The sequence below is a fragment of the Mesorhizobium sp. M0618 genome (assembly GCF_040320765.1).
Classification (GTDB): Bacteria; Pseudomonadota; Alphaproteobacteria; order Rhizobiales; family Rhizobiaceae; genus Mesorhizobium.
The window spans coordinates 91,032-103,362 of the sequence record NZ_JAMYQH010000019.1 but is presented as its reverse complement, the minus strand read 5'-3'; the positions used below and the strand labels follow the sequence as shown (position 1 = coordinate 103,362).

14 protein-coding genes and 1 tRNA gene are annotated in these 12,331 nt (G+C 63.1%); 8 read left to right on the top strand and 7 right to left on the bottom strand.

Annotated elements, in window-relative coordinates; translation table 11 throughout:
• Positions 1–11: 11 nt before the first annotated feature.
• Entirely contained in the window at positions 12–692 is a 681-nt protein-coding gene (locus NKJ04_RS20620; protein ID WP_023813969.1) for a phosphoglycolate phosphatase, read from the top strand.
• Between the two features lie 366 nt (positions 693–1,058).
• Positions 1,059–1,133: transfer RNA gene (locus tag NKJ04_RS20615), tRNA-Val, on the top strand.
• A gap of 49 nt (positions 1,134–1,182) precedes the next feature.
• On the opposite strand, the gene NKJ04_RS20610 is transcribed toward NKJ04_RS20615, so the two are convergent.
• A complete protein-coding gene (locus NKJ04_RS20610) occupies positions 1,183–1,536 on the bottom strand; it encodes a hypothetical protein (protein WP_128303663.1) in 354 nt (117 codons plus the stop codon).
• Between the two features lie 671 nt (positions 1,537–2,207).
• On the opposite strand from NKJ04_RS20610, the gene NKJ04_RS20600 reads away from it, so the two are divergent.
• Together NKJ04_RS20600 and NKJ04_RS20595 are read left to right on the top strand one after the other, a co-directional pair.
• Positions 2,208–2,465, top strand: a complete 258-nt coding sequence (locus tag NKJ04_RS20600; RefSeq protein WP_352442433.1) for a PepSY domain-containing protein — start codon at positions 2,208–2,210, stop codon at positions 2,463–2,465.
• A gap of 220 nt (positions 2,466–2,685) precedes the next feature.
• Complete coding sequence (locus tag NKJ04_RS20595) at positions 2,686–3,171, top strand: hypothetical protein (RefSeq protein ID WP_352677244.1); 486 nt, start codon at positions 2,686–2,688, stop codon at positions 3,169–3,171.
• Between the two features lie 153 nt (positions 3,172–3,324).
• On the opposite strand, the gene NKJ04_RS20590 is transcribed toward NKJ04_RS20595, so the two are convergent.
• The 3 genes from NKJ04_RS20590 to NKJ04_RS20580 form a co-directional block, all read right to left on the bottom strand.
• Positions 3,325–4,215: an arginase family protein gene (locus NKJ04_RS20590; RefSeq protein WP_352677266.1), complete on the bottom strand. Its 891-nt coding sequence runs from the start codon at positions 4,213–4,215 to the stop codon at positions 3,325–3,327.
• 392 nt (positions 4,216–4,607) lie between these two features.
• Positions 4,608–6,500 carry a L,D-transpeptidase family protein gene (locus NKJ04_RS20585; RefSeq protein WP_352677243.1) on the bottom strand — a complete coding sequence of 631 codons (1,893 nt, stop codon included), beginning with the start codon at positions 6,498–6,500 and terminating at the stop codon, positions 4,608–4,610.
• A gap of 209 nt (positions 6,501–6,709) precedes the next feature.
• Positions 6,710–7,456, bottom strand: a complete 747-nt coding sequence (locus NKJ04_RS20580) for a 3-oxoacyl-ACP reductase family protein (RefSeq protein ID WP_352442429.1) — start codon at positions 7,454–7,456, stop codon at positions 6,710–6,712.
• A 98-nt stretch (positions 7,457–7,554) separates the two neighbouring features.
• On the opposite strand from NKJ04_RS20580, the gene NKJ04_RS20575 reads away from it, so the two are divergent.
• Together NKJ04_RS20575 and NKJ04_RS20570 are read left to right on the top strand one after the other, a co-directional pair.
• Positions 7,555–8,169 carry a TetR/AcrR family transcriptional regulator gene (locus tag NKJ04_RS20575; RefSeq protein ID WP_352677242.1) on the top strand — a complete coding sequence of 205 codons (615 nt, stop codon included), beginning with the start codon at positions 7,555–7,557 and terminating at the stop codon, positions 8,167–8,169.
• 76 nt (positions 8,170–8,245) lie between these two features.
• Positions 8,246–8,641 (top strand): rhodanese-like domain-containing protein, encoded by a 396-nt coding sequence (locus tag NKJ04_RS20570; RefSeq protein ID WP_352677241.1) that lies wholly within the window; start codon positions 8,246–8,248, stop codon positions 8,639–8,641.
• Positions 8,642–8,654: 13 nt separating this feature from the next.
• Here the strand turns inward: NKJ04_RS20570 and NKJ04_RS20565 are convergent, their stop codons facing one another.
• The gene (locus NKJ04_RS20565; protein WP_352677240.1) at positions 8,655–9,563 is read right to left on the bottom strand and encodes an alpha/beta hydrolase; all 909 of its coding nucleotides are present in this window, start codon (positions 9,561–9,563) and stop codon (positions 8,655–8,657) included.
• Between the two features lie 47 nt (positions 9,564–9,610).
• On the opposite strand from NKJ04_RS20565, the gene NKJ04_RS20560 reads away from it, so the two are divergent.
• Entirely contained in the window at positions 9,611–10,063 is a 453-nt protein-coding gene (locus NKJ04_RS20560; RefSeq protein ID WP_352677239.1) for a MarR family winged helix-turn-helix transcriptional regulator, read from the top strand.
• 18 nt (positions 10,064–10,081) lie between these two features.
• Here the strand turns inward: NKJ04_RS20560 and NKJ04_RS20555 are convergent, their stop codons facing one another.
• Entirely contained in the window at positions 10,082–10,693 is a 612-nt protein-coding gene (locus NKJ04_RS20555) for a pyridoxamine 5'-phosphate oxidase family protein (protein WP_352677238.1), read from the bottom strand.
• A gap of 73 nt (positions 10,694–10,766) precedes the next feature.
• Positions 10,767–11,120 carry a gamma-butyrobetaine hydroxylase family protein gene (locus NKJ04_RS20550; protein WP_023813958.1) on the bottom strand — a complete coding sequence of 118 codons (354 nt, stop codon included), beginning with the start codon at positions 11,118–11,120 and terminating at the stop codon, positions 10,767–10,769.
• 196 nt (positions 11,121–11,316) lie between these two features.
• On the opposite strand from NKJ04_RS20550, the gene moaA reads away from it, so the two are divergent.
• A complete protein-coding gene (gene moaA, locus NKJ04_RS20545) occupies positions 11,317–12,312 on the top strand; it encodes a GTP 3',8-cyclase MoaA (protein ID WP_031213805.1) in 996 nt (331 codons plus the stop codon).
• Positions 12,313–12,331: the final 19 nt, after the last annotated feature.

The window sequence follows — 12,331 nt, the reverse complement described above, 5'->3', positions numbered from 1 at the left end:
CAGGACAGACCATGACCCGACCGATCATCGTGTTCGACCTCGACGGTACGCTGATCGACACAGCGCCGGACCTGCTCGACAGCCTGAACCACAGCCTGGCCGCCAGCGAGATCGCGGCGGTCGACGAAGCCGGCTTCAGGCGTTTTGTCGGTCACGGCGGCCGGGTGATGATCGAGCGGGCGCACGCCGCCCATCAGCGATCGCTCGATGTCGCGGAGCACGACCGGCTGCTGAAACTGTTCCTCGACCACTACACAATCAACATCCCCGGCAAATCGCGCCCCTACCCCGGTGTCGTCGAGGCGATCGCGCGCTTCGAAAAGGCCGGCTATCTCCTGGCCATCTGCACCAACAAATACGAAGCCAACTCGCTGGCGCTGATCGAGGCGCTCGGCCTGTCCAGGCATTTCGCGGCCATCGCCGGACAGGACACGTTCGCCTTCCGCAAGCCCGACCCGCGCCATCTGATCGAGACCATCAAGCTGGCCGGTGGCGACCCGCACTGCGCGCTGATGGTCGGCGATTCGCAAACCGACATCGACACGGCGAAAGCCGCTGGCATCCCGGTGGTGGCGGTCGATTTCGGCTACACCGACCGCCATGTCAGCGAATTCGAGCCCTCGGCGGTGATCTCGCATTTCGACGCCCTGACGCTCGGTCTGGCGCAGAAGCTGATTGCCGCCGCCGGGTAGTGACGGGGAGTGGCGCAGGCAATCGCATATGGGCAAAGGCTTGCGTCCTACGAATACCTCCACCCCTAACCCCTCCCCACAAAGGGGGAGGGAGATTCCGTCGGCGCTGATATCAGCAAATTTCCAACGTTCTCGACGCAAAAGGCGAGAGCGCGGCAGCTTCCCTCTCCCTTGTGGAGAGGGTTAGGGTGGAGGTCCTCTTCGCAAGAATCTATATTCGATAGCCTTGGGAAGCGGCCTGCCCCGCCTCGGCGACAACGCGGAAAGGACAGCAAATCCGATCCTTAGCGGAACGCCAGACAGCGCCTTGACTTCCCGCACCCGCCTCCCTTATATCGCGGCTCGCTTGGCCTTCGGGCAACGAGCGGGCGATTAGCTCAGCGGGAGAGCACACCCTTCACACGGGTGGGGTCGCAGGTTCAATCCCTGCATCGCCCACCAAAGTCCTTACGGCAGTCGGCGATGTCTGGTGGAGATGCACCAGACGCGATCAGCGCTTCATCGAGTGCAGGATGGCCTGCATGTGCTCTTCCAGGTCGAGTTCACCGCGAGCCTCAGCGGTCAACAGGTAATCGGCCTTGGCCCGGCGGTCGCCTCGGCTGATCGCCGGATAGGAGCAGATGGCCAGCAATGCTTCCTGTTCAATCCGGTCTGCCGTCTTGCGTTCGTTGCTGGTGCTGCCCGCTTGATGAACAACCCTGTGAAGCCCGACATAGCTGGCTTCATGGGCTCCGATCAGCGCCCGCAATTCGGGTGAGGCACCTTCCTCTTCGGCAAACGTCGGTTCAATGGCCGAGGCCACGGCGGTGAACGCAAGAAGTGTACGGCGGGTGATTTCGGGCATGCCTCATATCCTGCTCTCTGATCATGCAGGCACACCATAGCACCGGCGCAACGGTTCGAAGAGATGCTCAGGGACGCGACCGCACTGTCTGCTGACAGATGTATTCGCTTCCGTAGCCCGCCCGCCCAGCAGCCGGTGTGGCCTTAAGTCGCAATGATTGACTTCCGAAAAGCAGGGTTTCGGGCTTCATTGACGCTGCGATCAACACCATATGGTGATCCACAGCCCTCCAAAACGAGAGAAGCTCGCTTTGACGCGGTCGCACAGCGGTCGTCAGCCGGCAATGGCTATGAACCAGGAACTTGAAAAACCATGCCTGAAAACATCAGACCGATTTCGAAAGACGTCCCCCTCATTCAGCTAGGCCTCTATCAGTGCCGCTTCCCGGTGAGCGAAGACCGGTCGGTACCCGGCGGCTATCGTTTTTGTGCCGGGCCAACTTCGGCGGATCGCGTCTATTGCGATCACCACCACGGCATCGTGACCGCCGTCGACCCTCGTCGAACCCGTTCAGGTCTCCACCCCGCTCAACGACGCGCTGCGTAAGTTAAGCGGGCGGCGGCCCCATTCGGGCAGCTGCAAACCGGCGGACTGAATCGGCACGCATTCCAGCCGCGGAACAAACCGGCACGCCAGCGAGTTTCTCTCCGACGAAAACTTGAGGGAAAGCCATGTCCAGATTTCTGCTGGCGACCAGCGTCGCCGTTCTTCTCGCCGGCGCGCCGGCCTTGGCCGCGGACGACAAGCCGCTGCCGCCACCCAATGCCAAGAAGCTGTCCGAGATCATCGCCAAGGTCGAGCAGCGCGACGGCTTTCGCTATGTGGACGAGGTCGACTGGGACAGCGGGGCCTACACCGTCACCTATTACACGGGAGACAAGGCGAAGGTTGAAATCACCTATGATCCTGTGACGGCGGAGCCGAAATAGGGTTCGCTCGCAGACATTTCGTTCCCGGCCGTGTCAGCGACCATTCCCGGCGCGGGCGCCTCCCCTTGCGTCAGTCTCACTTTGATGGCTGACTGTGCGCCAGAGCACTTCACCGTTTCACAGAAACGGCGAACCGCTCTAACTCTCTGTTTTGACGCGATTCCGGGCGGAAAACCGTTTCACACTTTTCCTGGAATAGCTCTGGGCGCCGCATTGGGGGATGGGCATGGCGACGGCGAAGCACGTGATGAAGCGCATATTGATGATGTTGGCCGGCTACTTCGTGTCGGTGCTGGTCGGCCTGATCGCCATCGCGGTGATCTATGGCGTGCTCAGTTCCTTGCCCAACGCGCCCAACTATTTCGACGTCATGGGCGTTTCGCCGATTGCGGTGCTGCTGGTGCCGCCGCTCGGCATGTTCGTCTATTTCCTGACCATCGTGGTGACCGCGCTGCAGACGCTGATCTTCGCGTTGATCGCCGAGTTCTTCTCGTTGCGCAATGTCCTGCTGCACATGGTTTTCGGCGCCGGCGCCGCGGTCGGCGGCTTCGCCCTGATCTGGCCGAGCGCACCGGAGGATATGGACCCGGAGCGTTGGGTCGACATCGGCATCATTGCCGCTGCCGGCCTTGTCGCCGGGTTGCTCTATTGGCTGATCGCCGGGCGCGACGCCGGCTTCCGGCGGCCATTGTTCCAGCGCTACTAGCTTGCAGGCTCACAATCGCGAGCCGGGCATATCGGCTCATGCCGAGCCTGAAAGAAACAGATTCCGCCGCATTATGAAAGCCGCCAGTCGGAAAACGATCTCAAATCGGTCGCTCAGTGCGCCTTGCTGCCTGAGAGCAGCCATAGCTCGTCGTCATGGCGCTGCTGTTCCGAGCGCAGCGGCCAGTACGTCGGCGAGGCCGCGTCCGGCGCTGCCGTCCTCATCAAGGCGCGGATTGTAGATGGTGATCTCGAGGCCGACTGCCTTGCCGCTCGCCAAGGCAAGCCGGAGCGCGGCCGTCAGCTCGTCCCACGACAACCCGCCTGGCACGCGAAAATCGACAGCTGGCATGATGACGTCGTCGAGACAGTCGGCGTCGAGATGGATGAAGAAGCCGTCCAATTCCGCTCTCGTCAGGTGATCGACCGCTTCGCGTGCGGCGGCCTCGATGCCCGTGGCGCGAACAGCGGGAAGGTCAAGCACCTTGAGCTCTTCGGGGAGCGGCTGGCTTCCGTACTCCTCCTGATCCTTGTGATCGCGATACGCGAAGGCGACAGCGTCTTCAGGGCGGACCAGAGGACCGCGACCTTCGATGTCGGTCAGGAGCGACGGACCGTAGCCGGTGACGAAGGCGAGGTCCATCGAGGCGCCCTCACCATTGGGTTCCGCCTCTGGCTGGAAGAAATCGGCATTGCCGTCAATGAAGAGCAAGCCGTAGCGGCCGCGTCGTCGAAACGCGAGCGCCGAGCCCAGCACGATCGTGCAATCGCCGCCCAGCACCACTGGAAACTCGCCTGCGTCAAGCACCGCTTCCACGGCGTCGGCGAGCTTGGGCGACCACTGCGCAATTGCCCTGGCGTTCAGGGTGCCGGTCTCGGGATCGGGCGTCGGGTCCTTCGCAGGCACAGCCAGCCGCCCGGCCCGGCGCGCCTGGATGCGCTCCGCAAGGCCAAGGTCCAGGAGCCGGTCAGGCAAGCGCTCCACACCGTCGGTCGCCAGGCCCAGCGTGGAGGGGGCTTCGAGAATCGCATAATGGCTCGACATCGGCGCCTCCGTTAGTGACCATTTCGCGGAGTAGGTCAGGGCCTCTGTTTTGTGGCCGTGTGATCGCGAATGAAGGCCCGAAGTCGTTGGCATCGTATGGTGTCGTGCCAACGGTTGCGCGTCTTCCATCTGAACGCTGAAGCGAAACGTGCCCACTTCCGTAGCCTGGTCCATCTTCGTCGTCAGCCAACGGCAGAATGCCGACGATGGCAAAACAGCGTCGCAGAATCGCTTCGAGCGCTCAACATCGTTCGTCCCTACCGAATCAGGATCACAGTTGCGTTTTGAGCTTGTTCGATAACGGTAGCCGCCGCTCCTCGTTCCCTCTCAGCCGCCTTTCCGCTTTCGGTCATGCCGTATTTATGAGTTAACGGCCTACCGGAAGTCCTGGATCAACTCGAAGGCGAGCGAACCGCCTCCGTAGCGTCCAGAGCCTGCTTCAGGCGCGAATCGCGGTCGTAGACGTCGCCGAAATACTCGACCTTGCCGGACAGATCGGGCCATGCGGTGAAATAGGCGACATAGACCGGGATCGTGCGCGTCACATTCTCGGTCGCATGGCCGTGCTTCAGCTTCTCGGTGATATAGTCCACGGAGGTGCCAAGCACCGCCGCTGCCATGCCGCGCGGGTCCTGCAGCCGCACGCAGCCATGGCTGAGCGCGCGCATATCCCGCTGGAAGAATGATTTCTGCGGGGTGTCGTGCATGTAGATCGCGTGCTTGTTGGGGAACAGGATCTTCAACTCGCCCAGCGCGTTGGCCTCGCTCGGCTGCTGGCGAACGCTGTAGGGGATGTTGGAGCCATAGGCGCCCCAATTGACCGCCGACGAAGGAATGCGCTTGCCGCGCGAATCCGTCACCTCGTAGCCGGCCCGGTCGAGATAGCCCGGATCGTTGCGCAATCTCGGCAGCATCTCGTTGACGATGATCGACTGCGGCACGCCCCAATAGGGATGGAAATCGACCTGCTTGATCTGGTCGTAGAAGAAAGAGGTCTGGTTGGTGGTCCGGCCAACGACGACACGCGTCTTGAGCTTTTCCTCGCCATTGTCGATGTAGCTTGCGGTGAAGGCTGGCTGGTTGATGAAGACGCGCGGACTGCCAAGATCGGAGGGCAGCCAGCGCAGTTCCTCCAGCGCCACTTCCACCTTCAGCAGCTTGTCGGCCTTGGATGTTCCGGCCAGCGTCGCGACGGTGCGCGGGCCGATGACGCCGTCGCCCTTCATGCCTGCCTTCTGCTGCACCGCCTTGATGACCGGGACCAGTTCCGGATCATAGACCTCGCCGGTGGCCAGCCTGGACAGGATCTCGCCATAGGCGCCGCCCATCTCGTCATCGAGATTGCGCGCGATCAGGGTCAGCAGCTTCGGCAGTTCCGGGCTGGTTTCGCCCGGCTTCAACAACAGCTTGGGGTCGACGACGACTTCGTTTTCAGCGCTGGCCTGCAGCGATTCGAGTTCGACGCGCAGCGCCTGGTATTCCGCATTCTGCGGATGCCGCGACTCGAGATAGGTGCGCACTTGCTGGGTATGCGCCAGCGTCCTCAGCACGCCTTGCAAGTCGAGCGGCTTGGCCGGGAAATCATAGTAGCCGGTCATGCGGTTGGGATCGACGCGGCCGTTCTGGGCGTCGTGGGCATAGCGCAGCACACGCGCGGAAAGCGCCATCTCGAAACGGACGAGCTCTTTCAGTTGCGTATTGGCATCGGACGACGATGCGCCGGCAGCGGGCACTTCGACCGTATAGTCGGCGGGCGTGAGACCATAGCTTGAAGCCTCGCCAAGCACCCGCACCGCATCCTGCGCGCGGCTGTTGAGGCTGGTTCCGCTTATCCAGATGAAATCCGGATTGGCCGAGTAATACGCGATCAGCGCCTTGGCGATGTCGGGCTCGGCTAAGAGTTCGTAGTCACCCAAGCTGGCAACCGCATCACGAAACGCGGCGCCCGTTGCCGACGGCACGAAAGCCGCATCCTGTGGCGTCGCCGGCTCTGGCGTCGGGGCCAGCGCCGAGAAGTCGACGCGAACCAGCCGGTCGGCCTTGTAGGTGTAGTAGGATGGGCTGCTGATTCTCGCACCGCCACCGCCACCGCTGGCCGGAGCCTTCGGCTTTGGCTTGTGCTTCGGTGGCGGAGGCGGAAACTCGCCTTTCGGCGCATGCTTGACGCCGCCGCCGAACAGCATGTCGAACAGCCCCTGCGCGCCTGCCTGGGGTACACCGAAAGCCAGCGTTGCCGTGATCGCCATCAGCGGCATCACGGTTGCTTTGTTTCCGAGGAATTTCATGAATCACCCGCTCCGGCCGCAACCGGTTCCCGTTCCGCACGCTAGATCGTCCCGCTCACCGCATGGCGGATGTAAGGCGCGACTATACTGATTCATACCGATTTCGTTAAGCTTTCATAAATTTTGGAAAGCCTGTTGCAGAACGGTTTCACAAGATCGTGACGGCTGGAGCGGAGGGTTGTTCCGCCCCAGCCGGAAATCTCTCGGGATCAGGCGTTGGCGCCGCCATCGATGGTCAGGGCAGCGCCGGTGACGAAGCGGCCTTCAGGGCCTGCAAGCCAGGCGACCATGCCGGCAATGTCATCGGCCTTGCCGAAACGCGGTGTTGCCATCTTCCGGCGCTGATGCTCGGCATGCGGGCCGTCGGCCGGGTTCATGTCGGTGTCGGTCGAACCGGGGTGGACGACGTTGGCGGTGATGCCGCGCGGGCCGAGGTCGCGCGCCAGCGCCTTGGTCAGGCCGACCAGCGCCGCCTTGCTGGCTGAATAGGCCGTGAGGCTGCCGTCGGTCGCCCTCTCGGCAAGGTTGCTGCCGATCGAGATGATCCTGCCGCCCTCACCCATATGCACGGCCGCCGCCTTCGAGGCGATGAATGGAGCCCGGAGATTGACCTCCATGGTCTCGTCGAAATCTGCGAGCGACAGCGTGTCGATGGGGGCGGCCCGCCAGATGCCGGCGCTGTTGACCAGAATGTCAAGCCGGCCAAAAGCGGTCACTGCGTCGTCGACGGCCTTGTCTATGGCCACCGCATCGCGGTTGTCGGCCCTGATCGCGATGGCGCGGCCGCCCTTGGCCTCGATTTCGGCGACAACCGAGCGAGCCTGCTCCTCGCCATGCACATAAGTCAGAGCGACACTGGCGCCGTCGGCCGCGAGCCGTCGCGCAATCGCCGCACCGATGCCGCGACTGCCGCCGGTGACGAGCGCGGCCTTGCCGCCCAGTTGGTTGGATGACATCGATTTCTCCTTTTGTAACGATCGATACATAAATGTCTGCCAGCCTTGCCCGTCGGCGTCAACTTAATTATGTATCGATCAACACAGAAAAGAGCATCATGTCGGAACGAGGCCGTCCCCGCACCTTCGATCGAACCGCAGCCCTGCGCCGCGCTATGCAGGTGTTCTGGGCGCGTGGTTACGAAGGCGCATCGATGAGCGAGCTGACCGCCGCCATGGGCATCAACTCGCCCAGCCTCTATGCCGCCTTCGGCAGCAAGGAGGCGCTGTTCCTGGAGGCGACGGATTTCTATTCGCATACCGAGGGTGCCGACATCTGGCTGGCGCTGGACGAGGCTCCGACCGCGCGGCAGGCGATCGAACAATTCCTGTGCCTGACGGCGAAGGCCTATGCGCAGAGCGATCGCCCGCAGGGCTGCCTGATCACGCTGGGCGCGCTGCATCAGGATTCGAGCCGCGGCGCCATCTGCGCCGATCTGCGCCGTCGGCGCGCCGAAAACCACACCGCCCTGCAAAAACGTCTCGATCGCGGCGTTGCCGAAGGCGAATTGCCGGCGAATTTCGATGCGAGCGCCGCCGCGACTTTCTTCGCCACGGTCCAGCACGGCATGTCGATCCAGGCACGCGACGGTGCCTCGCACGATGCCCTGCTGGCGACGGTTGCCGGGGCCATGGCGGCCTGGAGGACGCTGGCCGGCGGCAACGCGGCGTGACAAACGCCGGCTGGTGTGCTCGAAATTCTGACTTGCCAGCAATGCTAGGGCCGGCAAGGCCGGGAGGGATGAGAGCGTGAAAAAGGGTTATCGCGAGCTGCTGGACGAGGCGAACGCCGTGATCGAGGTGGTTTCGCCGGAGGAAGCGGCCGGGCTGCTCGACGATGAGGACACGATCTTCGTCGATCTGCGCGATCTACGCGAGGTGGAACGCGACGGCAGGATTCCCGGCGCCAAGCATGTCACGCGCGGCATGCTGGAGTTCTGGATCGACCCCGAAAGCCCTTACCACAAGCCGTTCTTCGCCTCAGGAAAGAGCTTCGTGTTCTTCTGCGCCGGCGGCTGGCGCTCGGCCCTGGCCACAAAAACGGCGCAGGACATGGTGCTTTCGCCGGTCAAGCACATCCTTGGCGGCTACACCGCCTGGAAGGCGGCTGGACTGCCGGTCGAACCCGGCGAGAAGAAGAAATAATCTTGATCGCCGCTCAGTGCAGCAGCAATGGCTCGCGATGCGTCACGAAGCCGACCGCGCGTTCGACCACGCCCTTGTCGGCGAGAATACGGCGGTGGCCGAGCCCGTCGGCCCAGTAGAGCCGCACATGGCCGCCGGCGCCGGCATAGCGCCTTGCATGATCGGCCGAGACTTCGCGGTCGTCTTGCGCGTGGATGACCAGGGTCGGCACCGGGGCCTGGGCAAGCTGGCGGTCACCGGTGAATTCATGCAGCGGCCGGCCGGAAAGATGCTTGACCCGGTCCGCCATGGCGGCTTGCGAGCGCGGGCCGACATTCAACATATGACTGAAGTCGGCAAAGATCGCCGGCAGTGAACTTGGCGCCGCGATCAGCACCAGGCGTCCGGCGGTCAGCGGCGGGATGTTCTTGACCGAACCGGCGATGGCATTGGCGGCGACGGCGCCGCCGAAGGAATGGCCGACGGCTGCCACGAAGGGGCCAAACCACTCGCCGGCAACTCGCACCGCATCCACGGCATTGACCATGTTCAGGCGCCGGCCCTGCGACTGGCCGTGGCCGGGCAGGTCAAGCGAAACGACCCTGTAGCCGGCGGCGCGATAGCCTTCGATCAAGGCGCGCATATATTCGGTGCGCGAGCGCCAGCCATGGACGACGAGCACCGTGCCGGCGGCCGCCCTGCCCGGCTCGGGCCGGAACTCGTGCACCATGACGCAGCCGGTCGCGGTCTTCAGCCGGTGATGACGCGCCTCGGTCATGAACTCGGCCGCACGCTCGACAGCGCGGCGCTCGCCATCGCTGAGCGCCTTGACATTCGGGGTGCGGCAGAACAATTCGAACGCCGCGCGTCCGCTAAGCCGCGGCGCGACACGCTCTGCCGCACCGAACACGCCCCGGATGACCTTCAGCCCGAATGATGCCATAGTGAAAATCCATCCATACGTTCAAGCATGAACATAATAGTTCAAAGATGAACAATAAACAAGAGCTGCCTTGGGACAACCCGCGTTTCCGCAACTGGGTCGCGGTGGCGCGCGCATGCCATGTGCTGGAGCGCACGCTCGCGGTGAAGCTTGCACCGCTCGATTTGAAACCGGCGCAGCTCGACGTGCTGATGAACCTCTATCGCCACCCCGGCATGTCGCAGCACGATCTTGCCCGCAAGCTGCTCGTCGGCCGCTCCAACATCACCATGCTTTTGCCGCAGCTGGGAGCGCGTGGCCTGCTGCGCCGCGAAGGCGACGAGAAGGACAAGCGCATCCTGCGGCTCGCGCTCACCGAGGCCGGCGAGGCGCTGCTGATGCAGGCGCTGAAAGTGCATATGGCGCTGATCGAGAAGGCGATGAGCCAGTCGACACCGGAACAGTGCGACATGATCGGCGATCAGATGCGCAAGATCTATGATGTGCTGAAGGAAGCGTGACGGCCTTTCAGCCTGGACCTACCACATCGTCTTCTTCGCCCGTTCCGGCCATTCCTTGTCGTAGGTTTCGCCGTCGATGTTCCTGCGGCTGGTGGTTTCCAGGATCTGTCCGGCCGTCGGCAGCGACTTCGGGTCGACGTGCCTTGCCGCGTTCCAGAGCTCGGAGCGGACGATGGCCCGGGCGCATTGGAAATAGACCGAATCGATGTCGACGACGGTCACCGATCGCGCCGCCTTGCCGTCCACCGTGAATGATGCGCACAGCGCCGTATCCGTGGTGATATGAGCGCGGCCGTTGACACGCAGCGTCGTGCCGGAGCCCGGTACCAGGAACAGCAGGCCGACGCGTGGGTCGCGGATGATGTTTTTCAGCGAATCGGCGCGGTTGTTGCCGCGACGATCCGGCATCATCAGGGTTTTCGGATCATGGATGCGCACAAAGCCGGCGAGATCGCCGCGCGGCGAACAGTCCAGCCCCTCCGGGCCACTGGTCGCCAGCGCGACGAACGGCGAGGCTTCGATGAAGGCGGCATATTCGGGAATGACGTGGTCGAGTTCCTTGACCAGCGAGGCCTCGCCTGGAACGCCATAGAGCGCCTCGAGCTGCTCCACCGTGGTGATGACGGACATGTTTTCGCCTCCAAACTTTTGCCGGCGCTACGCCATATCGATGACGTTTTGACGACAGCGAGGGGAATCAATTTTAGCGGTCCCGGCTCAGGCCCTTTTCCGCAAGCTCCGCGAGATAGGCTTCCCAGCGCGCATCCTTCTCGTGGCCGAGCGTATGCAGGTAATTCCAGGTGAAGATGCCGGTGTCGTGGAAATCGTCGAAGGTGATGCGCACGGCGTAGTTGCCGACTGGCTCGATCTTGAGGATTGCGACATTGCGCTTGCCGGGGACCGTCACCCGCTGATCCGGCGAATGGCCCTGCACTTCGGCCGATGGCGAGGCGACGCGCAGCAGTTCCGCCGGCAGTTCGAACGGCCGATGGTCGGGAAAGGTGACGGACAAAAGTTTGCGGTCCTTGGAGACCCTGAGCTCTTTCGGTGCGGTCATGCTGTTCGATCCCGTCTCATCCGCCCTTCCCTACGCCGCTTCGCCAAACGGGAAAAGACCTGATGAGACCGACCGACATGCGATGTCGGCTGAGGGATGTTACCAAAGATCGAGAGGCGGTATCTTGAATGAATGGCCGGATCGTATCACATAGCGGTATATAACGAAGCCGTTCACGGCCACGGGAAGCGCTTGCATGGACATGATTGATCCTTTCGGCCGCACGATCAGCTATCTCCGCGTGTCGGTCACCGACCGCTGCGATTTCCGCTGCACCTATTGCATGGCCGAGGACATGGCCTTCCTGCCGAAGAAGGACCTGCTGTCGCTGGAAGAGCTCGATCGGCTGTGCACGGTTTTCATCGAAAAGGGCGTCAGGCGGTTGCGCCTGACTGGCGGCGAGCCGCTGGTGCGCAAGAACATCATGCATCTGGTGCGCCAGCTGTCGCGGCATCTCGCCAGCGGCGCGCTGGAAGAACTGACGCTGACCACCAACGGCTCGCAGCTGTCGCGCTTTGCCGCCGAACTCGCCGATTGCGGCGTGAAGCGCATCAACGTGTCGCTCGATACGCTCGATGCCGACAAGTTCCACAAGATCACCCGCTGGGGCCATCTCGACAAGGTCATGCAAGGCATCGATGCCGCGCAGGCGGCGGGGCTGAAGGTCAAGCTCAACGCGGTGGCGCTGAAGGATTTCAACGACGCCGAGCTGCCCGAGATGATGCGCTGGGCGCATGGCCGCGGCATGGACCTGACGGTCATCGAAACCATGCCGATGGGCGAGATCGATGCCGACCGCACCGACCAGTATTTGCCGCTGTCGCTGCTGCGCGCGTCGCTGGAACGCCAGTTCACGCTGACCGACATTCCCTTCAAGACCGGCGGCCCGGCCCGCTACGTCCAGGTCGCCGAGACCGGCGGACGGCTCGGCTTCATCACGCCGATGACGCATAATTTCTGCGAAAGCTGCAACCGCGTCCGGCTGACCTGCACCGGCACCCTCTATATGTGCCTGGGCCAGGAAGATGCCGCTGACCTGCGCGCGCCCTTGCGCGCCTCCGAAGGCAACGAGCTGGTCGCCGAAGCGATAGACGAAGCGATCGGCCGCAAGCCGAAAGGCCATGACTTCATCATCGACCGCCGCACCAGCCGCCCATCGGTATCGCGCCATATGAGCGTCACCGGCGGCTGATCTTCCCGCCGATCTGTGC

Bases quoted from the DNA above. Each gene is read 5' to 3' on its own strand.
- NKJ04_RS20620 (WP_023813969.1), top strand. From the start codon at position 12: ATGACCCGACCGATCATCGTGTTCGACCTCGACGGTACGCTGATCGAC.
- NKJ04_RS20610 (WP_128303663.1), bottom strand. From the start codon at position 1,536: ATGCCCGAAATCACCCGCCGTACACTTCTTGCGTTCACCGCCGTGGCC.
- NKJ04_RS20600 (WP_352442433.1), top strand. From the start codon at position 2,208: ATGTCCAGATTTCTGCTGGCGACCAGCGTCGCCGTTCTTCTCGCCGGC.
- NKJ04_RS20595 (WP_352677244.1), top strand. From the start codon at position 2,686: ATGGGCATGGCGACGGCGAAGCACGTGATGAAGCGCATATTGATGATG.
- NKJ04_RS20590 (WP_352677266.1), bottom strand. From the start codon at position 4,215: ATGTCGAGCCATTATGCGATTCTCGAAGCCCCCTCCACGCTGGGCCTG.
- NKJ04_RS20585 (WP_352677243.1), bottom strand. From the start codon at position 6,500: ATGAAATTCCTCGGAAACAAAGCAACCGTGATGCCGCTGATGGCGATC.
- NKJ04_RS20580 (WP_352442429.1), bottom strand. From the start codon at position 7,456: ATGTCATCCAACCAACTGGGCGGCAAGGCCGCGCTCGTCACCGGCGGC.
- NKJ04_RS20575 (WP_352677242.1), top strand. From the start codon at position 7,555: ATGTCGGAACGAGGCCGTCCCCGCACCTTCGATCGAACCGCAGCCCTG.
- NKJ04_RS20565 (WP_352677240.1), bottom strand. From the start codon at position 9,563: ATGGCATCATTCGGGCTGAAGGTCATCCGGGGCGTGTTCGGTGCGGCA.
- NKJ04_RS20560 (WP_352677239.1), top strand. From the start codon at position 9,611: ATGAACAATAAACAAGAGCTGCCTTGGGACAACCCGCGTTTCCGCAAC.
- NKJ04_RS20555 (WP_352677238.1), bottom strand. From the start codon at position 10,693: ATGTCCGTCATCACCACGGTGGAGCAGCTCGAGGCGCTCTATGGCGTT.
- NKJ04_RS20550 (WP_023813958.1), bottom strand. From the start codon at position 11,120: ATGACCGCACCGAAAGAGCTCAGGGTCTCCAAGGACCGCAAACTTTTG.
- moaA (WP_031213805.1), top strand. From the start codon at position 11,317: ATGGACATGATTGATCCTTTCGGCCGCACGATCAGCTATCTCCGCGTG.